17 protein-coding genes and 1 pseudogene are annotated in these 17,205 nt (G+C 70.5%); 12 read left to right on the top strand and 6 right to left on the bottom strand.

The window, feature by feature from the left end:
- The first annotated feature begins 27 nt into the window (after positions 1-27).
- From OG286_RS31795 to OG286_RS31780, 4 genes and pseudogenes are all read left to right on the top strand, one after another.
- Positions 28-882 carry a helix-turn-helix domain-containing protein gene (locus OG286_RS31795; protein WP_396321604.1) on the top strand — a complete coding sequence of 285 codons (855 nt, stop codon included), beginning with the start codon at positions 28-30 and terminating at the stop codon, positions 880-882.
- Positions 879-1,112 carry a DUF397 domain-containing protein gene (locus OG286_RS31790; protein ID WP_396321605.1) on the top strand — a complete coding sequence of 78 codons (234 nt, stop codon included), beginning with the start codon at positions 879-881 and terminating at the stop codon, positions 1,110-1,112. Before OG286_RS31795 ends, OG286_RS31790 begins: the two co-directional genes overlap by 4 nt.
- Positions 1,113-1,217: 105 nt before the next feature.
- Positions 1,218-1,474: pseudogene (locus tag OG286_RS31785) on the top strand (IS630 family transposase); the annotation flags it as partial.
- A gap of 42 nt (positions 1,475-1,516) precedes the next feature.
- Positions 1,517-2,299, top strand: a complete 783-nt coding sequence (locus OG286_RS31780) for a class I SAM-dependent methyltransferase (protein WP_405359200.1) — start codon at positions 1,517-1,519, stop codon at positions 2,297-2,299.
- Positions 2,300-2,373: 74 nt separating this feature from the next.
- Here OG286_RS31780 and OG286_RS31775 read toward each other — a convergent pair whose 3' ends face one another.
- The 3 genes from OG286_RS31775 to OG286_RS31765 form a co-directional block, all read right to left on the bottom strand.
- Positions 2,374-2,835, bottom strand: a complete 462-nt coding sequence (locus tag OG286_RS31775) for a hypothetical protein (RefSeq protein WP_405359202.1) — start codon at positions 2,833-2,835, stop codon at positions 2,374-2,376.
- 1,076 nt (positions 2,836-3,911) lie between these two features.
- Positions 3,912-4,445 carry a hypothetical protein gene (locus OG286_RS31770; protein ID WP_396321608.1) on the bottom strand — a complete coding sequence of 178 codons (534 nt, stop codon included), beginning with the start codon at positions 4,443-4,445 and terminating at the stop codon, positions 3,912-3,914.
- A 438-nt stretch (positions 4,446-4,883) separates the two neighbouring features.
- The gene (locus OG286_RS31765; protein ID WP_396321609.1) at positions 4,884-5,804 is read right to left on the bottom strand and encodes an alpha/beta hydrolase; all 921 of its coding nucleotides are present in this window, start codon (positions 5,802-5,804) and stop codon (positions 4,884-4,886) included.
- Between the two features lie 121 nt (positions 5,805-5,925).
- Here OG286_RS31765 and OG286_RS31760 point away from each other — a divergent pair, with 121 nt between their 5' ends.
- The 3 genes from OG286_RS31760 (at position 5,926) to OG286_RS31750 (ending at position 8,145) form a co-directional block, all read left to right on the top strand.
- The gene (locus OG286_RS31760; protein WP_405359206.1) at positions 5,926-6,459 is read left to right on the top strand and encodes a helix-turn-helix transcriptional regulator; all 534 of its coding nucleotides are present in this window, start codon (positions 5,926-5,928) and stop codon (positions 6,457-6,459) included.
- 191 nt (positions 6,460-6,650) lie between these two features.
- Positions 6,651-7,670: an alpha/beta hydrolase gene (locus OG286_RS31755; RefSeq protein WP_396321611.1), complete on the top strand. Its 1,020-nt coding sequence runs from the start codon at positions 6,651-6,653 to the stop codon at positions 7,668-7,670.
- Positions 7,671-7,782: 112 nt separating this feature from the next.
- The gene (locus OG286_RS31750) at positions 7,783-8,145 is read left to right on the top strand and encodes a hypothetical protein (RefSeq protein ID WP_405359208.1); all 363 of its coding nucleotides are present in this window, start codon (positions 7,783-7,785) and stop codon (positions 8,143-8,145) included.
- A 170-nt stretch (positions 8,146-8,315) separates the two neighbouring features.
- Here the strand turns inward: OG286_RS31750 and OG286_RS31745 are convergent, their stop codons facing one another.
- Complete coding sequence (locus OG286_RS31745; protein WP_396321613.1) at positions 8,316-8,807, bottom strand: cupin domain-containing protein; 492 nt, start codon at positions 8,805-8,807, stop codon at positions 8,316-8,318.
- Between the two features lie 146 nt (positions 8,808-8,953).
- Here OG286_RS31745 and OG286_RS31740 point away from each other — a divergent pair, with 146 nt between their 5' ends.
- The 4 genes from OG286_RS31740 to OG286_RS31725 all read left to right on the top strand — a co-directional run bounded on the left by OG286_RS31740 (position 8,954) and on the right by OG286_RS31725 (position 12,501).
- Positions 8,954-9,829 carry a LysR family transcriptional regulator gene (locus OG286_RS31740; RefSeq protein ID WP_396321614.1) on the top strand — a complete coding sequence of 292 codons (876 nt, stop codon included), beginning with the start codon at positions 8,954-8,956 and terminating at the stop codon, positions 9,827-9,829.
- Between the two features lie 140 nt (positions 9,830-9,969).
- Positions 9,970-10,146 (top strand): hypothetical protein, encoded by a 177-nt coding sequence (locus OG286_RS31735; RefSeq protein WP_405359211.1) that lies wholly within the window; start codon positions 9,970-9,972, stop codon positions 10,144-10,146.
- Between the two features lie 155 nt (positions 10,147-10,301).
- Complete coding sequence (locus OG286_RS31730; RefSeq protein WP_405366088.1) at positions 10,302-11,921, top strand: alpha/beta hydrolase; 1,620 nt, start codon at positions 10,302-10,304, stop codon at positions 11,919-11,921.
- Positions 11,922-11,943: 22 nt separating this feature from the next.
- On the top strand, positions 11,944-12,501 hold the full coding sequence (locus tag OG286_RS31725) for a hypothetical protein (protein ID WP_396321616.1): 558 nt from the start codon (positions 11,944-11,946) through the stop codon (positions 12,499-12,501).
- A gap of 90 nt (positions 12,502-12,591) precedes the next feature.
- Here OG286_RS31725 and OG286_RS31720 read toward each other — a convergent pair whose 3' ends face one another.
- The gene (locus tag OG286_RS31720) at positions 12,592-13,506 is read right to left on the bottom strand and encodes a TIGR03620 family F420-dependent LLM class oxidoreductase (RefSeq protein WP_405365941.1); all 915 of its coding nucleotides are present in this window, start codon (positions 13,504-13,506) and stop codon (positions 12,592-12,594) included.
- A gap of 223 nt (positions 13,507-13,729) precedes the next feature.
- Here OG286_RS31720 and OG286_RS31715 point away from each other — a divergent pair, with 223 nt between their 5' ends.
- On the top strand, positions 13,730-14,293 hold the full coding sequence (locus OG286_RS31715) for a TetR/AcrR family transcriptional regulator (RefSeq protein WP_405359217.1): 564 nt from the start codon (positions 13,730-13,732) through the stop codon (positions 14,291-14,293).
- 186 nt (positions 14,294-14,479) lie between these two features.
- Here OG286_RS31715 and OG286_RS31710 read toward each other — a convergent pair whose 3' ends face one another.
- Complete coding sequence (locus OG286_RS31710) at positions 14,480-17,164, bottom strand: collagenase (protein WP_405359219.1); 2,685 nt, start codon at positions 17,162-17,164, stop codon at positions 14,480-14,482.
- Between the last annotated feature and the right edge of the window lie 41 nt (positions 17,165-17,205).

Below are 17,205 nucleotides of genomic sequence, written 5' to 3'. Positions count from 1 at the left end.
ATCCAGAGGGAGGGACGGCGGTTGACCATGGACCGGTCCACGCTCAGGCGGATCCAGCTCGGGGAGGAGTTGCGCGCCTGGAGGGTGGAGAACAACAAGACGCAGATCGACATGACCAGGGGCCTCAAGGGCTGGAACCCCGGTCGCCTCAGCAGAGTCGAACACGGCAAGGTACCGGTCAGCGCCGCCGACTTGGCCAGACTCCTGGACCACTGCGGCATCAACGGCACGGACCGATCCGAGATCGAGAACCTCGTCGGCGACAGCCCTTCCAAGAACTGGTGGCAGGACCACGAGTTCGCTGAGACGATCAGCGCCGCCTTCGCCGAGTTCCTGGGCCTGGAAGCCGCCGCAACACATCTCTGGGAGTACTTCCCCTCCGCGTTTCCCGGACTTCTCCAGACCGAGGACTACGCTCGCGAGGTAATTGCCGCCGGCCTCGACGGTCTCAGCGAGGACCAGAATGAAGCCGCTGCCGAAGTACGAGTTCTACGGCAACGGCGGTTGACCGATGACCCACGCGTCAATCTGGAGGCGTACTTCGGCGAGGTCACCCTCCTTGTCGGTAGCGACAAGGACATCCTTGCTGGTCAGATCCGACACGCGATTGAGGTCGCTCAATTTCCGAACGTAGTTCTGCGCATGGTCCCGCTGAGTGCCGGGCGCCGAGCGATCCTCTCGTCCGGACTCTCACTCATGCGCTTCCCTGGCGAACCCCAGGAGGGCTTTGTCTTCATCGAAGCCGTCGGCGGTATGCTCCCGCGTAGATCAGGACGCGACGTACGACGGGCAGAGCGAGCCTTTGCAAGGCTGAAGGGCTACTCGCTGTCGCCCGAGGACACCATCGCTGCCCTTGAGCACAAGTTGGAAGAGCTGACGTGAGTATCAGGCATAACCCCTACGACCACGATCCCGCCGACGCCGACTGGGCCAAGTCACCCTTCTCCGGGGACTCCAACGGCAGCTGCGTGATCATCGCCCGCTTCCCCAACGGCGACGTCTGGCTCGGCGACGACAAGCACCCCGACCGCCCCCACCTCGCCTTCAACAGCTCCGAGTGGACCGCCTTCGTGAAGGCCATCGAGACCCACTCCCCCAACTTCACCGCCTGACCGGCGACAGCCCTGCCCCCACTGGGGCAGGGCCTGGGGTCTGGCTGGTGATCGATCTTGTGGCAGGTCTAGGAGCCGCGAACCGACCAGGTGATCATTTGCCACCTCTGCTTCGCCCCGACCAACGCCTCCTGGGCCAACCGATCGAAGCGCACTTCGGACCACTGCGGCAGTTCGCCCTCGCGAACTCCAACCACCCCAACCACACCGCCCAGACCCGCGCGCTGCACGCCTACCTGCGCCGGCGCAACGCCAACGCCCGCCACCCCGACGTCCTGGCTGCCCAACGCCGCGAACGAGCCCGCATCCGCAGCGAGAAGGGCCTGCGCCGGGGAGGCCGAAGCCAGGCAGCCGCAGCCTGAATTGCCCGTCATCCGTGGCGACCACGCACTACGGTGAGGTACATGTCCGAGCTATCTGTGCGGGATTTCTACGACGAGTTGGCCCACGACTACCACCTGATGTTCCGGGACTGGGACGCGAGCATGGCGTACCAGGCAGAGGTACTGGACGGTCTTGTCAGACTATGTCTTGGAGCGGGACCGCATGCCATCCTGGACTGCTCGTGCGGGATCGGCACCCAGGCGATCGGGCTGACTTTGGCCGGGCACCAGGTCGTCGGAAGCGACCTGAGCCCAGTCGCCGCCGCGCGCGCTGCCGCCGAGGCGGCGGCCCGAGGCAGCAGGCTTCCGACGGCTGCGGCCGACATGCGCCGACTGCCCTTCAGTGACGGGGTCTTCGACGTTCTACTCTGCGCGGACAACTCACTCCCGCACCTGCTCTCCGGGCAGGATCTCCGGACTGCACTCCTTGGCATGCGACGGGTGCTCCGAGACGACGGACTGTTGATGATCACTGTCCGGGCCTATGACGAGGCGCGCCGGACCAAACCCACGGCGACACCTCCCCAGGTCTCGGACACGCGCGACGGCCAGGCGATCACCTTCCAACTGTGGCACTGGCATGAAGACGGCGAGCGCTACGACCTGGAGCACTTCCAGCTCACCCCCACCGAGAACACCTGGAATGTCCGAGTCCGCCGGAGCACCTACTGGGCGCTGACGCGCTCGCAGTTGACAGAGTTCGTGGCTGAAGCCGGCTTCACCGACATCACCTGGCACGGTCCGGACTCCAGCGGGTACTACCAGCCCGTGCTCACCGCGCAGCGCTCTCCCTCAGCGAGGTAATCCAGACACCGGCTCCGCCCTGCCTGGCTCTCCGCTCATCCATCGCAAACCGGTGAACGTCGCCGGTCACAGCACTAGCGGCAGACCTCGTGCTGCTGCTCGGCCGCGACCTTCCCGGTCAGGGAACCCAGCGCCTTGGTGAGGGCATCCCGGTCGGCGTTCGGCTTGAGGAACACGCTGGTGTCCGCGATGACCGTCACGGTGAACGCGCGGGAGTGATCGCCGGCGCAGTACTCCGTCACTCCGGCGCCCGGCCCCGAGGCCAGGACGCCCCGGCCTATCATGTCCTTCGCGGTCGCATGGCCGCCCTCTTCCGGGGCTTCCAGGTCGGCGTCGAACAGCACGACACTCAGCGCCTTCTCCCCGTCGACCGAGATCTGGCAGGACACCCGGCGCTCGGCGGCATCCACCTCGCGATGCTCGGTCCCGGGGCGCCCCTTCGACAGCAGGGTGCCGAGCGGCGTCCCGTCCGCCCGCTCCAGCCCGCAGAGCGTCTGCTTCAGCCCCTGCTCGTCACCGCCCCCGAACAGCAGCACGGCTCCGACCGTGATTGCCGCCGCCGCGACCGCCGCCCCGCCGAACAGCCAGAGCCGACGGCGGCTCCGCCACCCACCGAGCCGGAGATCGGCACGGTCGGCACCGGCGCCGTGGCATCTTCCTGAGTGCCCGTCATTTCCCGCCCCCCGCAGACGTTGTCCTGATCGACGCAGAGCGTATCGGGGATCGACGGATTCGATCAGCACAATTCCGTCACGCCGGGACGGCACGTGGGCGAAACGGCCGCCACGATCCCCGAGCGCCGCGGCCGGCTCGCCAACCGCCGGCGCCCTGGTGCCCTCGACGGTTCCCCAACTTCACCGCCCGACCGGCGCCGGCCCTGCCCGCCACCCGGTCAGGGCCGGCCGTCGGACCCACCGTGCCACCCGGGCTCACGCGTCGACGAGGCCGGCCGCCCTGACGGTGGAAGTACCGGGACGACTTGTCGTGGAGGTGGGACGCGTAGATGGCGCCGAAGACGAAGGACCCGCGAAACGTCGACACCCGGCGCTGCGTGGTGTCGACCACGACGGGGCGGGCCATGCAGGCGTACTGACTCCACTGCTTCGCCTCCGCCCAGGCCGCCGCTGCGGGATCGACCCGATCTCCCGTCAGGAGCGCCACCCCGCGGGCGTCTGCGCCGAACGGTGGCCGCCTTCTCAGGTCAGGGGTTCATCAGGGTCCGATCTCAGGGACCGCACGGGGGCATCGATGCCTCATGCGGCCGTAGCGTCGGGGCAGCGGGTGGCCGAGGCCCCTGACAGATCCCCCGTGGAGAAGGCGAGCGAGTGTTCCGGAACGAGGCTCCAGCAGCGTCGTCATGTTCTCCCAGAGAGGCGGGTTCCCGGCTTGTCATCCCTCGGTGCGGCGAGCGTGGGCGATGTCGTCAGCCTGACCGGCGTGCACAGGACGTACGGCCGCGGCGACAACCGGGTGCAGGCGCTCGCCGTCCAGGGATCCGACGCTGCTCATTCTCGCCCCGGTTCCGGCCGACGACCTCGAAAGCCACTCGCCCAAGGATCGGCAAGGCCGGCCGCGGCCGAGCCGGTTCCCTTCTCAACCGGCCTGCGGCTTGTCAGTACCGCCGACCCCGTTCGCGCAGCCGGCGGTTGCGCGCCGCTCGTCGTCGAGCTTCCTCCCTACGCGCCCGCTCAGCTGTCGCGCGGGCACGCTCAGCTTCTGCATGCTTCCGCTCGGCTTCCGCACGGGCCCGTCGCCGGGCCTCGGCGTCCGGGTCCTCGGCGTCCGGGTCCTCGGCGGCACGCGGGGTCTGGAAGTGTCTCTGCTCGTCGGACCACGGAGGAGGTGACGCGTCCGTCCGCCAGGTATGCCCGCCGGACTGCGGCGTGTCCTGCTCGGCCCGCGCGTACGGCCCGGGAGGAAGGGGTTCATCCGGACTCCTGGCCCGGCCGACGGCGATCCACCGGCGCAACGCGACGCAGGCGACCAGCGGCCCGAGGAGCAGCGCGAGCAGCCACAGCGTGACGACCGTGGACGAGAGGCCGCCGTGGGGCTGGGGGCCTGGCCGAACCGACTCCAGCAGCACCATCAGCACGAACAGCACCAGCCAGGTGGCGACGACCACGGCCGCCGCCCGAGCGGCAGCCACCACACGCCCCATAGCTCCCCCTCGGCAGTATCGGCAGTATCGCATCGTAGCGTCGGCGCCCACAACTGATCGCCTACCGTTGGTCGTTACTCCTGACGCAGCAGCACGCACACCGGGTCTTACCCCGCTCACTGACGGGCTATCTGCGGTTCGAGTTCGCCAAGTGAACACGTGTGAGCGCCGGGCGGCACCGACCTGGGGATACCTCAGCTCCACCAGACTCGGCACGTGGTGGCCACGGCAGCAGCAGCGGCTTTATGCACTACGCGATCGAACCACCTGAGCCACAGCCAGCGGCGGGACAGCCTCGCAGACAGCACCGGTTCGCCGGATCCTGTCCGGCCGAACCACACCTGCGTGCGCATGCCCGCCCGCCTCCGAATCCTGCACGCTGACCCGGCTCCCGACGCCCGGCCCGGCTGAGCGCAGAGCCACGCCTCAGCGCAGTGCGGCAGCCAGGGCCGTGGTCCAGGCCGCGGTGGTGCGGCGGGCGAGCGAGCTGGTGGGGGCGTAGCCCTCGAAGAGGTGGAACGCCCCCGGCACGTGATGGATCTCGGTGGGGACGCCGGCGGTGATGAGCCGTCGTGCGTAATCCAGACCTTGGTCGCGCAGCGGGTCCTGCTCGCAGACCACGACGTACGTGGGCGGCAGGCCTGCCAGGCTGGTCGCCCGGGCCGGGGCGGCGTACTGGTCGGCCGGCTTCGGCCCCAGATACAGCGGCCACATCCCACGCACTGCCCGCCCGTCGATCACTCGGCCGTCGCTGACCGCGTCGACCGAAGGCTGGTCGCACCGGTCGTCCACGGTGGGGACGAGGAGCAGTTGGTAGGCGAGGGCGGGGCCGCCACGGTCCCGGGACGCCAGGGCGGTCGCTGCGGCGAGTGCCCCGCCGGCCGAGCGGCCGGAGACGGCGATCCGGTTCGGGTCCACGCCGAGGGTGTCGGCGTTGGCGGCGGTCCACTGCAGTGCGGCGTAGCAGTCGTCGAAGGCAGCGGGGTAGGGGTGTTCCGGGGCGAGGCGGTAGTCCGCCGAGACGACGACGGCGTCGGCGGCGAGGCAGATGTCGCGGCAGTTGGTGTCGCCGGTGTCCAGATCGCCGGAGATGAACGCGCCGCCGTGGAAGTACATCACTGCGGGGCGCGTCGACGTCGTCCCACCGGTGGGCCGGTACAGGCGGACCTGCAGGTCACCCGCCGGGCCGGGGATGGCGAGGTGCTCGATGGCCAGGCGGGGATCCACGAGCGGGGGTTCGGCGGCCAGCACGCTGCGCAGGTGGGCCCGGGTAGCCGGCGGATCGGCCAGCGGGTCGAACTCCGGCAGCGCGGCCAGGACGTCGACCAGCTCGGGGTGCACGTTCATCGGTTCCCAATCGTCTCATTGCAACCGTCTCAATGGAACTACCCTATAGTCTCATTGAGACGGTCGCAATGGCGCATCGGGTCGGCCACCGGGTCGGCCATCGGGTCGGCCGGAGGACGGGATGATGGACGAGCTGACGCCCTCGCAGTACGTGGTGCTCGGGCTGATCGCCCGCAACGGCCCGATGACGCCGTACGAGCTGAAGACGCGGGTCGAGCAGAGCATCGACAACTACTGGCCGATCCCGCATGCCCAGCTCTACCGAGACCCGCCCAGGCTGGCGGAACTAGGCCTGCTGACCGAGCACGCCGAGGAACACGGCCGGCGACGCCGCGTCTTCCATCTCACCGACGCCGGGCGCGAGGCCCTGCACCGCTGGCTGGCCGATCCGGCCACGCCCCCACCTGAGACCCGCAACCCTTCGCTGCTCAAACTCACCTTCACCGACCTCGCCACCCCGGCCGAGGTCGCCGAGCTGGCCCTGACCCAGGCCGCCCGGCACCGGAAATGGGCCGACGACTACCGCCGGCGACTCGCCGACCTGGACCCAGCAGATCCGGCCACACCATCCCGGGCCCGCCTGCTCGACCTAGGCGCCCGGCACGAGCAGAACTACGTCGAGTTCTGGGAGGCCCTGGCAGCCGAGTACGCCTGAACACGGGGATCCGCTGGCGGATCCGGGCGGACGGGCCCGCCCACGACCTGGACCGGGGCCGCCCGGCAGGACGGGCCTGGACCCACTGCCGCCCGGCAGGTCCCGGAGCGGTCCCCACGGACGCTGCGGGCTGGCAGGCTGTCATGGTCGGGATGCCGCCGGGCATCCCTCGGCCAAGGGGAGGTCCTGTGATGGGTGCCGGACGAATGCCGTCGGAGCACAAGCCCGACTCGACAGCCCGGCAGGCGCCTCCCTTCGACCCGGAACTGCGGGCCGTGCTGGCAGCCATGGGAGCGGAGGCGCGGGAACCGCTCACCCCGGAGAACCTTGCGGCCCGGCAGGAGCAGGATGCGGCATCCCGGCCCAGGCCGACGGTCCAGGAGCTGCGGGCCGACGGCCGCTTCGAGGTGGCGGAGCTGCGTGCGCCGGGAGGGCCGGGCGGGCACGACGTCACGCTCGTCAGCGCGCGGCCCGCCGGCATCACCGGGCCGCTGCCGCTCCTGTACTACATGCACGGCGGTGGAATGATCATGGGAAATGCGTGGTCCGTCCTTCCGCAGGTGCTTCTCGAATGGGCTCTCCCGCTGCAACTCGCCGTCGTCTCCGTCGAGTACCGACTGGCACCCCACGTGCGGTACCCCGGCCCCGTGGAGGACTGCCACGCCGGACTCGTCCGGGCGGCCGACCAGGCGGCCGAACTGGGCCTCGACGCGGACCGCATCATCCTGGGAGGGAAGAGCGCAGGCGGCGGACTCGCCGCAGCACTCGCCCTGCTGACCCGCGACCGCGGCGGGCCAGCTCCGATCGGTCAACTGCTGCTGAGCCCGATGCTCGACGACCGCGGCACCACCTTCTCCAGCCACCAGATGGCCGGCATCGACACCTGGGACCGAGCCTCCAACGCGACCGCGTGGCAAGCCCTGCTCGGCGAACGGTACGGCGCCGCCGACCTTCCGCCCTACGCGGCCCCCGCCCGCGCCACGGACCTGTCCGGGCTGCCCCCGGCCTACGTCGAGGTCGGGTCGGCCGAGACCTTCAGGGACGAGGCCGTCGCCTACGCCAACGCGATCTGGCAGGCCGGCGGCGCAGCCGAACTGCACGTATGGCCCGGCGCCTTCCACGGCTTCGACAGCCTCGCGCCGCAGGCGGTCCTCACCCGGGACGCCCGCGACGCGCGTACCCGCTGGCTCCGGCGGCTCGTCGGACGATGAACCTTCGTCGGAACGACGGTCACGGGTCCTCACGGCCCCACTGTTGGCCGCCAGACGCACGGCCTGGAATGATCCCTCCGACCACCGACCGCATCGAAGACAGGGGGAGACCATGGAGGTAGCGGAGTATCTGCGGGAGAGCGACGACCGGGCGTGGCGTCGCGCCAATCGTGTCCAGCACTGGGTGGTCAACACGCTCGGGGTCCTGACGGTCGTCGGATGGATCTGGGCGATCGGCGTGGCCTTCCTCCCTGCCACCGCGGGGAGCAGTGGTCGCACCGAGTGCGGCTCCCCGGCACTCGTCGACGCCTCATCGGCGACCTACTCCCGCGACCGGTGCGCCCGCGTCGTGGACGACCGCATCCGCAGCGCCGTCGGCCTCACCGTCGTCACGCTCCCGCTCTCCGCCGCGTGGATCTGGGGAGCGCTCAACCTCCGCCTCCAGCGCCTCCGGGACGCGGACGCCTCCCGGTAGCAAGGGCAGGCTCCCGGTAACACGGCCGGCTCCGCCTACCGTCCGGAGCAGGACGTCACCCCCGTCGAGTTCCTGCTCCGTGTCCTCGGCCCGGGGTGCCGAGGTTCCGCTGAGCTGATCCCCGTCCTCCGGCTCTCACCAACGCACTTCAGGGTGCCGCGACTTGAGGATCAGCCCCGGTCCCGTGCCGATTCCCAGACGCTGCTCCCGACGAAGTGCACGTCGTAGGTGGCCTGGTCGGGCAGCAGGTCGTCGAACCGCTCCCGACCCCCGGCGATCCTGGACAGCCGACGGAAGTACTCGAAGCGCTCCACACCCGGCGCGGCGATGACGAGCAGGTCCGTCGGACTGTCCGCGGCGGCCCCGAAGGCGTGGGGCAGGCCCGGGGGTACGGCGACCAGGCCGCCGGCGCCCACGACGGACATCCGGTCACCGAGCAGGAACTCGGCGGTGCCGTCGAGGACGGAGAACACCTCCCAGGACACCGCGTGGTAGTGCGGCCTGGCACCGTCGGCGCCCGTGCCGAGCGTCAGCCGGTTGGCACCCAACGCGCCGCCCGTGCTGCCGGCGTCGGCCAGCAGCCGGAAGACGCCGTGCGGCATCTCGACACGCTCCACGTCCGCCGACTGCACCACGAGCGGGCCCGACTGCTTGCTTCCCATGTTCCCTCCGCCTCCCGGCTTGCGCCGTCCCCGGGCCTCCGACGTCCGGAACCGGGTTGGTCCCCATTGGACCGGCCGGGATGATCAGCGGACCAGAAGCACTTGGAGCACACAGTCATCATCGATCGTGATGAACGGGGGATCAGGTGGAGCTGAGGCAGATTCAGTACTTCGTCGCGGTGGCGGAACACGGCGGGTTCGGCCGGGCGGCCGAGCGGCTGGACATCGTGCAGTCGGCCGTGAGCCAGCAGATCCGCAGGCTGGAACGGGAGCTCGGCGTGGTGCTCTTCGACCGCTCCACCCGGCACACCCGGCTCTCCGCCGCCGGTGAACGCCTGCTGCCGGAGGCGCGGGCGGCGCTCGCCGCCGTCCGGCAGGTCGGCCTGGTGGCCGCCGAGGTGCGGGGCGGCCGGGACGGGGTTTTGCGGCTCGGCACCGTCCAGGTGCCGGGCGACCGGCTGTACCGGGCCCTGGCCGAACTCGCCGACCGCACGCCGCGACTGCGGGTGCGGCTGCGGCGGGCGTCACCGGCCGAACGGCTGGCGGCCCTGCACCGGGGCGAGCTGGACGCGGCCCTGGTCCGCGCCGCCGCCCTCCCGGACCACCCCGGCCTCCGGCTGGTCCCGGTGTGGCACGATCCGCTGTTCGTCGCCCTGCCGGCGGGCCACTCCCTCGCGGCGGAACCCGAACTGCGCTTGGAGCAACTGGGCTGCCTGCCACTGCGATTGGCTACCCGGGACCGCAACCCACCGTTCCACGACCTGGTGACCGGCGCCTGCCGTGCCGCCGGCATCGATCCGCCCCGCACAGCGCCGTTCACCAGCCTCCAGGAGACCCTGACGGAGCTGGGCGGCGACGCCGAGCCGTCCTGGACGGTCTTCTACGAGGTCACCGGCCTGCCCCAACTCCCGCACGTGGCCGTCCGCCCGCTCGCCGGACCGACCGTCACCACCTCACTCGCCGTCCCCACGGCCCCCCCGACCGCCGCCGTCCGACAACTGCTGCGCGCCCTGCAGAAGTGAGGCCAACGGGTGACGACCCACAGGTGGTCAGCCTTCCTGCCTACCATCTGAGTATCTGTACGGATGCGTAGCGTATTGTATTGGCATACTTTTTGTGCGGCCCAAACCGCATCTGGCTTTTACTCCGGGGGGAGATCGCGTTGGCAGACGTCAGCGTTGTTCCGCAAGAACTTCATGCATCGGCACAAGTCGCCAGGATCCTCGCCGAGGAGTTCGGCAAGCCCATCCAAGCCGCCCTGACCTCGGCGACGACGACGTCCGGTCAGCTCACCGGCTGGTCGGTCGCCGGCGGGCTCGGGCTACTGGGGATCAGCTGAGCCGCGCCGCTCGCGGCGCTTCAGCAGCGGATCACTGCCACCGCGACCAACCTGGACGCGAACGCCGATGCCCACAGCCACAACGACCAGGCGGTGGCCGGCGCCTGGGGCCAGCAGCAGGGGGCGAAGCAGTGAGGAGCGTCTACGAGCTGTTGGTGAAGTTCGACCCGCAAGGGCTGCGCGACGTCGCGAAGAACTGGAAGGCGCTGGCACACACTGCGGAGACCGTGGGCTCCCGCCACCGCAACCAGGTGAACGGGCCGCTGCACCAGCACTGGCCGGGCGCGGACGCCAGTGCGGCGTATCCCTACATGGAGCGCACCGAGCAGCAGCTGGACGTCGTCCGGGTGGAGGCTGAGGCGGCCGCGCTCACGCTCAACACGGTCGCCGACCGGATGTACCAGGCGCAGACGAACCTGACGAACGCGGTACACCGCGCGCAGGACTCCGGCCTGACGGTGTCGGCGGACGGCGTGGTCAGCCTCCCGCCCGTGGGCCCCGGGGAGCACAACGACCCGGACGCCCAGGCCGATCGCCGCAACCTCATGAGCCTCAGGACCGGCTACCAGGACCGGATCAACCAGGCGCTGAAGGACGCCCAGGGGGCGAGCAACCAGGGCAGCAGCGCCCTCTTGCGTCTCAACGGGGATATCCTGAACGGCCAGCGGGCGAACGGAGCCGTGGCCGCGACGCGGACCGACACAGCGTACGTGATGAATGACCTCGGCCTGGCCGACCCGTACATCCCCGACGGCAAGGACCCGAAGCAGAACGCCGAGTGGTGGAAGGGCCTGACACCCGACCAGCAGGAAACGTATCTGGCCCTGAACGCGGCCAAGATCGGTACTCTCGACGGCCTGCCCGCCACCGCCCGCGACGAGGCCAACCGGCTCGTGCTGGACCAGAAGCTCGACGCCCTGCAGGCCGGCACGCCTGCCTCTCTCGGTCTCGACCAGTCGACCTATGACAAGCGCAAGGCCGCGCTCCAGTCCATCAAGGACAAGCTCGAGGAGACTGCCAACGCGAAGGACGAATCGCATCAGATGTTCCTCCTGGGCATCGACCCGGAGGCGTACGAGGGGGACGGGCGCGCGGTCGTTTCGACCGGCAACCCGGACAAGGCCACGCACACCTCAGTCTTCGTTCCGGGGACGAACACCGAACTCGCGGGCGTCCCGGGGCAGATCGACCGGATTCGTCAGCTCCAGGGCTACGGCAAGCGGTTTGCCCGGGCAGGCGAAAGCGTCGCTGTGATCTCATACCTCGGCTACGACACCCCGGAAAGCATCCCGCAGGCGTCGAACCCCATGCGCGGTCTCGACACCGCCGACGACATGCGACGTTTCTCCCAGGGCCTCAGGGCCGCGCACGGCGAACCGAAAAGCCACCTCAGCTACATTGCGCACAGCTACGGCAGTTTCGCCGTCGGCGTCGCCGACAGCGAAAAGGGTGGCCTGCAGGCCGACGACATCGCGACTCTCGGCAGCCCGGGCATGGGAGTGCTGTACGCGGAGCAGCTCACCGTCAATCCCGACCACCTCTGGATCGGGGAGGCCACCGATGACGCCACCCGACTCGTCGGCGGATTCTCACTGGGCCCCAGCCCCCATATCGCGGGGTTCGGAGGCCACAACATCAAAGTCGACACATCAGGGCATGGCGGTTACTGGGACGAGGAGACGGAAAGCGTACTCAACCAGGGAAGGATCATCGCCGGGCAAAAGCCCACTACGTCGCCCAAGGAAGATCCGCTATGGGGCTCAATCCCCCACTGAGACACCCCTCGGGAGAAACCCCATGGTCAGCCCGCCCATCCACCCATCCGGCGCCGGCACCGCGATGAAGCGGTTCATCGCAGTAGCGCTGACGGTCTCAAGCCTTGGAGCCTGTATGGCCAACTCCAATACCGACAAGGACGCCCCCCTGCCCGTCAAGTCTCGCGACGAGGCACTCACCTGGGCGCGGCAGCTCACTGAACACCTGGCCCAGACCGCCGGGATCCAGATCAACGACGAACCGGCCGACCCGGTCTTCACCTCCTGCGTCGGCAAGAATGGCGAATCCGCGCCCGACAACCGTTACACCCTCTCCTACGCCATCCACAGCGACGTCCCCAATGCTCAGCACAACGACGTCGTCCACAAGGTCAAGAATCTCCTCACGCACGAAGGGCTCAAGATCTCCACTTACCAGGAGACGCACGCCGCGGAGCCGAACTCGATCGTCACCGCCCGCCATCCCGAGAGCAGGTATGTCGTCGATGTCTCCAGCACCGCCGGCGACGACCGCATGGTCGTGGGCGTCACCACCCCCTGCCTGATGCCACCCACTGCATCGACCTCCCCCACCTCGTGAGCCCGCGGCGTTCCAAGGCCGCATCGCCGGGGAGCACGGCCCTGGGCCCGCGCTCCCACGGAAGTCGCCTCCGTCACGGGCCGGGAGCCCTCAGTGCAGCAGCGCCGGGGCCAGCTCGCGCCACTCGCGGTCGGGGAGGGCGGCCGGGTCGGCGGTGAGGACCTGGATGCAGACGTGGTCGGCGCCGGCGTCGAGGTGTTCGCGGACGCGGCGGCGGATCGCGTCGGCGTCGCCATGGGCGACGATCGCGTCGACCAGGCGGCGGCTCGGGCCGCCCACGATGTCCTCGTCGCCGAAGCCGAGGCGGCGGACGTTGGCCTCCTGGTGGGCGGCCATCGCCACGTAGCCGGCCACGTGGGCGGTGGCCAGTTCGCGGGCGCGCGCCGGGTCGGTGTCCAGGACGACGGCCTGTTCGACGCCGAGGAAGGCGTCGGGCCCCATCAACTCCCGCGCCCGAACCGTGTGTTCGACCGGGACGACGTACGGGTGGGCGCCCCAGGTGCGTTCGGCGGCGAGCCGGAGCATCTTCGGGCCGAGTGCGGCCAGCACGCGGCGGGGCGCCGGGTCCGGCGCGGGGCTGTGCGCGGGGACGGCGTCCATCGCGTCCAGGTAGGCGGTCATGGTGGCGACCGCCCGGCCGCGGGCGGGCATCGGGTAGCCGTCGAGTTCGTGGACGGTGTCGTCCACCCGGTGGCCGCCGAGGCCGAGCAGGTAGCGGCCGGGGAAGGCCTCGCCGAGGGTGCGGGTGGCGGTGGCGGCGGCGATCGGGTCGCGAAAGGCGATGTTGGCGATGCCGGAGGCGACGGTGAGTCGCCGGGTCGCCGACAGGAGCAGCCAGGCCTGGCCCGCCGTCTCCCGGCCGAACGCCTCGCCGAACCAGATCGCGCCGTACCCGAGTTCCTCGACCTCCGCGGCGGCCTCCCGGACGCGGCCGGCGGGCTGGGCGTCGAAGGCGAAGGTCCAGATCCCGACCTTGCCGAGTCCGTTCCACGCGGTGTCCGTCATCGGTGCTCCTCGAAGCTCGTCCGTGATCGTCAGGGGCAGGGCGCGTCAGGGCACGCCACAGCGGGGCCATCCGGAGAGCTTCTCCGGTTTGCCGTGGCCTACAATACGGAGAACCTCTCCGCTTGACCACCACCCGACCGCCACCACCGGACCCGACCCCGGAACGACCGCCCCGGAACGACCACCCCGGAACGACCGGCCACCGACCGCGAGGACCTCGCCCATGCCCCCGACACAGCGCACCGACGCCCGGCGCAACCGCGAGCGGCTCCTCGCCGCCGCCCAGGAGGCGTTCTCCGAGGCCGGCGCCGAGGCCTCGCTCAACGACATCGCCCGGCGGGCCGGCGTCGGCCCGGGCACCCTCTACCGGCACTTCCCCACCCGGGCCGCCCTGCTCGCGGCCGTCCTGCAGGAACGCGTCGGCCGACTCTGCGCCCGCGCCGACGAGTTGGGCGCCACCGAGCCCGCCGACCGGGCCCTCGCCGAGTGGCTGCGCGCATTCATCACCCATGCGCGCACCAACCACGGCCTCGGCGGCGCACTGCTGCTGGAGGTCACCGACGCGCTGGGCGCGGACTGCCACCGCCGGATCGAGGCCGCCGCCACTTCCGTCGTCACCCGCGCACAGCGCGAGGGCACCGCCCGCCCGGACGTCACCCCGCACGACCTGCTCCGACTCGCCCTCGGCATCGCCCTCACCACCACCGGGCCCGGACCGGACGACGAGGCGAGCGCCGACCGCCTGCTCGCACTCGTCCTGGACGCCGCCCACGCCCCGGCCCGCTAGACGGGGCAGAGACCCGGCCGGCGGCAGGGGGCCGGCTGCGGCGATCCGCCAAGCGAACGCGACGCCGAAGAGCCATTCCGAACGCGAGACCGAGAAGCCATTCCGAACGCGCCGCCGAAGGCCCGCACCGAAAGGCCACGCCCGCGGCAGGCTGCCGCGGGCGTGGCCCACACGGGGACGGGAGGGTCAGAACTGGGTGCTGACCGTCACCCCGCTGAAGTCGGTGTTGGCGTAGAGGCTGATGTAGCGGTAGCCGGCCGTCGGGTTGGTGACGGTGATGCTCTGCGTCGGGCCCGGGTTGGTGGAGGAGGCGGTAAAGGCACTCGACGATGCCCAGGTGTTCGCGTTGTAGTACAGGTACGCGGTGCCGGTGCCCCCGGAGGTGTTGATCTTCAGGGTGCTGGTGCCGGCCGGCAGGTAGACGTAGAAGTACTTGAGGCCGCCGGCGGTGGCGGCGAGGTTGGAGCGGGAGCAGTTCTGGCCGAGCGCGTCGGTGCGCGGGTCGGTGCAGGTCGGCAGGGTGGTGCCGCCGCCGGTGCCGGCGGTGACGGTGACCGAGGCCGGGGTGCTGGCGGTCCTGCCGGTGTTGTCGGTGACGGTCAGAGCCACGGTGTAGGTGCCGGCCTTGGCGTAGCCGTGGGTCGGGTTCTGCTGGTCGGACGAGCCGCCGTCGCCGAAGGTCCAGTGCCACGCGGTGATCTGGCCGGGGCCGGTCTGGACGGACTTGTCGGTCAGGGTGACGGTCGCGCCGTTGACGGCGGAGCCGAACAGGGCGGTCGGGCCGGCCGCGTAGCAGGCCCCGCCGGCGCAGCTGTCGAGCCAGGCGTCGAAGTCGGCGTCGTAACCGGTGCCGACGTTGTTGTAGACCGCGTAGCCGCCCTGGTAGTCACCGGTGCGGAAGCGCGCGAGCATGGCCGAGATGTCGGCCGGGTGCTTCTCGAACATGTACCGGACGGCGAGGTAGCCCCACGGGTAGGTGCGCACCGTGTCCGAGTTGTTGTACGTGTTCTGGAAGACGGTGCTGAGCTTGTAGGTGTGCTTGGCGGCCTCGGCCATCGCCTGGGTGTCGGTGGTGCCGCGGTAGGCGTAGGACTGGTACTCGGCGACGCCTTCGATCCACCAGATGTCCGGGACGGAGATCTCGGTGGTGAAGTTGCCCTTCATGTCGTGGATGCTGTCCAGGTAGTGCGTGTACTCGTGGTTGAGGTTCCACACGTTGGCGGTGAAGCCGTCGTTCCACGACTTCTGGTACATCACGCACACGGCCTGGTTGTTGGGGTCGGTCGGGTCCATGACGGTCTGGCCGCCGTTGTCGGTGGAGTTCCCGAAGATCGCCCAGGAGTACGTCAGGTAGTCGGCCTGGTTGGCGAAGACCGCGAGGGTGAGGGTCTTGTCGTACTGGCCGGGGATGGGGCCGTTGTCCTTCACCAGGCCGTGGAAGAAGGTGTCCTCGCCGCGCAGGCTGGCGCAGACGGCGGCCAGGTCGGCGGGCGACAGGGCCTCGGTCTGGATGGTGCGGTTGTCGCAGACCAGCTGGTTCGGCAGCACCGCCGCCGTCAGCTTGGCCGGGAGGTTGCAGGTGCCGTAGTACGAGCACTGGCCGGGGTCGAAGGCGTTGGCCTGGTACGCGGTGTGGACGTACAGCGGGCCGGTGACGCCGGTGATCTGGCTGGCGTCGAGCACCGCCTTGACCTGGCCCTTGGCCACGGCCTCGACGGCGGGGCCGTCACCGGCCATGCGGCCGAGGTCGTTGCCGGCGTTGGTGTCGAGGTAGGCGTTCGCCGTGCCGAGCAGGTCCTTGTGGTTGATGGCGAAGGTGCCCAGGGTGGTGGCGATGCTCGGGTCGGCGGAGACCGCCTTGACGAAGTCGGCGTTCCAGTTGCCGCGCCAGAGCGGCGCGGAGAGCACGGCGTTGACCGCCTTGAGCATCTTCGGGTACGCGTTGTACGAGTTGTTGTAGCTGTTCAGCACCTGCTTGTAGACGCCCAGGTAGCTGCTCTGCAGGTTGGCGCTGTCGGTGAGGACCAGCACCTCGTTGAGCACGGTGCCGTTGTTGTCGGTGACGTCGGTCCAGTGGCTGCTCCCGAAGAAGGCGTCCAGGCCGGCCTTGGAGGCACTGGTGAGCGCGGCGTCGTACGGGCCGACGGCCCCCGCGTTGTTCGACTGCACGTACCAGCCGGCCCGCATGAACAGCACGAGCTGCAGGATGCCGGTCGAGTTGTCGCCGGTGTAGGCGGCCGCCTGGCTCCGGAAGGCGTTGGTGACGGCGAGCATCTTCGGTTCCTTGAAGATGTTGCCGGCGTCGGTGCCGGTGACGTTGTACAGCGTGCTGACGCAGTCCAGGGTCGAGCCCTCGACGAAGGAGACCAGGTCGGCCCCGCTGCGGCTGCCGAAGTCGGCCGGGGTACAGCTCTGCGCGGTCGCGGCGGCGCCGGCGGCGGCCGCACCGGCGGGCGCCGCGCTCAGCGGGCCGGCCGCGCCCGCGGTGGAGTGGGTGGAGGTGCCCGGCTTGGCCGGGGGCGTCTGCTGCGCGCCCGGGCGCGGCGCGGTCTGCACGGTGGTCCCGGCCGGCTGGCCCATCACGACCTGGCCGAGCAGCGCCGGCGGCAGCGGCTTGGCCACGGGGGCCATGTCCTCGGACGGGTCCGCCGCGAGGAAGGCCCCGAGCGGCTTGGGGACGGCCGGGTCCGCGTCGGCCGACGGCTGGCCGGCGACGGACGAATGGGCGGTGACGGACGACTGCGCGGCGGCCGACGGCTGGGCGGCCTGGCCGGCGGCGGCGAGTGCCGGGACCGGCAGCAGGCCGGCGGTGGCGGCACAGCCGGCGACGAAGCCGGCCATGAGTGCGGGAAGGGGTATGCGGAGACGCACGGTGGGTCCTTCTCCTGTGGGGGAGGGCGCTTGACGACTGC

Source organism: Kitasatospora sp. NBC_00039 (genome assembly GCF_045160625.1).
In the GTDB taxonomy this organism is placed as follows: domain Bacteria; phylum Actinomycetota; class Actinomycetes; order Streptomycetales; family Streptomycetaceae; genus Kitasatospora.
This window is presented reverse-complemented; position numbering and strand designations above follow the sequence as displayed.

Bases quoted from the DNA above. Each gene is read 5' to 3' on its own strand.
- OG286_RS31795 (WP_396321604.1), top strand. From the start codon at position 28: ATGGACCGGTCCACGCTCAGGCGGATCCAGCTCGGGGAGGAGTTGCGC.
- OG286_RS31780 (WP_405359200.1), top strand. From the start codon at position 1,517: ATGTCCGAGCTATCTGTGCGGGATTTCTACGACGAGTTGGCCCACGAC.
- OG286_RS31765 (WP_396321609.1), bottom strand. From the start codon at position 5,804: ATGAACGTGCACCCCGAGCTGGTCGACGTCCTGGCCGCGCTGCCGGAG.
- OG286_RS31760 (WP_405359206.1), top strand. From the start codon at position 5,926: ATGATGGACGAGCTGACGCCCTCGCAGTACGTGGTGCTCGGGCTGATC.
- OG286_RS31755 (WP_396321611.1), top strand. From the start codon at position 6,651: ATGGGTGCCGGACGAATGCCGTCGGAGCACAAGCCCGACTCGACAGCC.
- OG286_RS31750 (WP_405359208.1), top strand. From the start codon at position 7,783: ATGGAGGTAGCGGAGTATCTGCGGGAGAGCGACGACCGGGCGTGGCGT.
- OG286_RS31745 (WP_396321613.1), bottom strand. From the start codon at position 8,807: ATGGGAAGCAAGCAGTCGGGCCCGCTCGTGGTGCAGTCGGCGGACGTG.
- OG286_RS31725 (WP_396321616.1), top strand. From the start codon at position 11,944: ATGGTCAGCCCGCCCATCCACCCATCCGGCGCCGGCACCGCGATGAAG.
- OG286_RS31720 (WP_405365941.1), bottom strand. From the start codon at position 13,506: ATGACGGACACCGCGTGGAACGGACTCGGCAAGGTCGGGATCTGGACC.
- OG286_RS31715 (WP_405359217.1), top strand. From the start codon at position 13,730: ATGCCCCCGACACAGCGCACCGACGCCCGGCGCAACCGCGAGCGGCTC.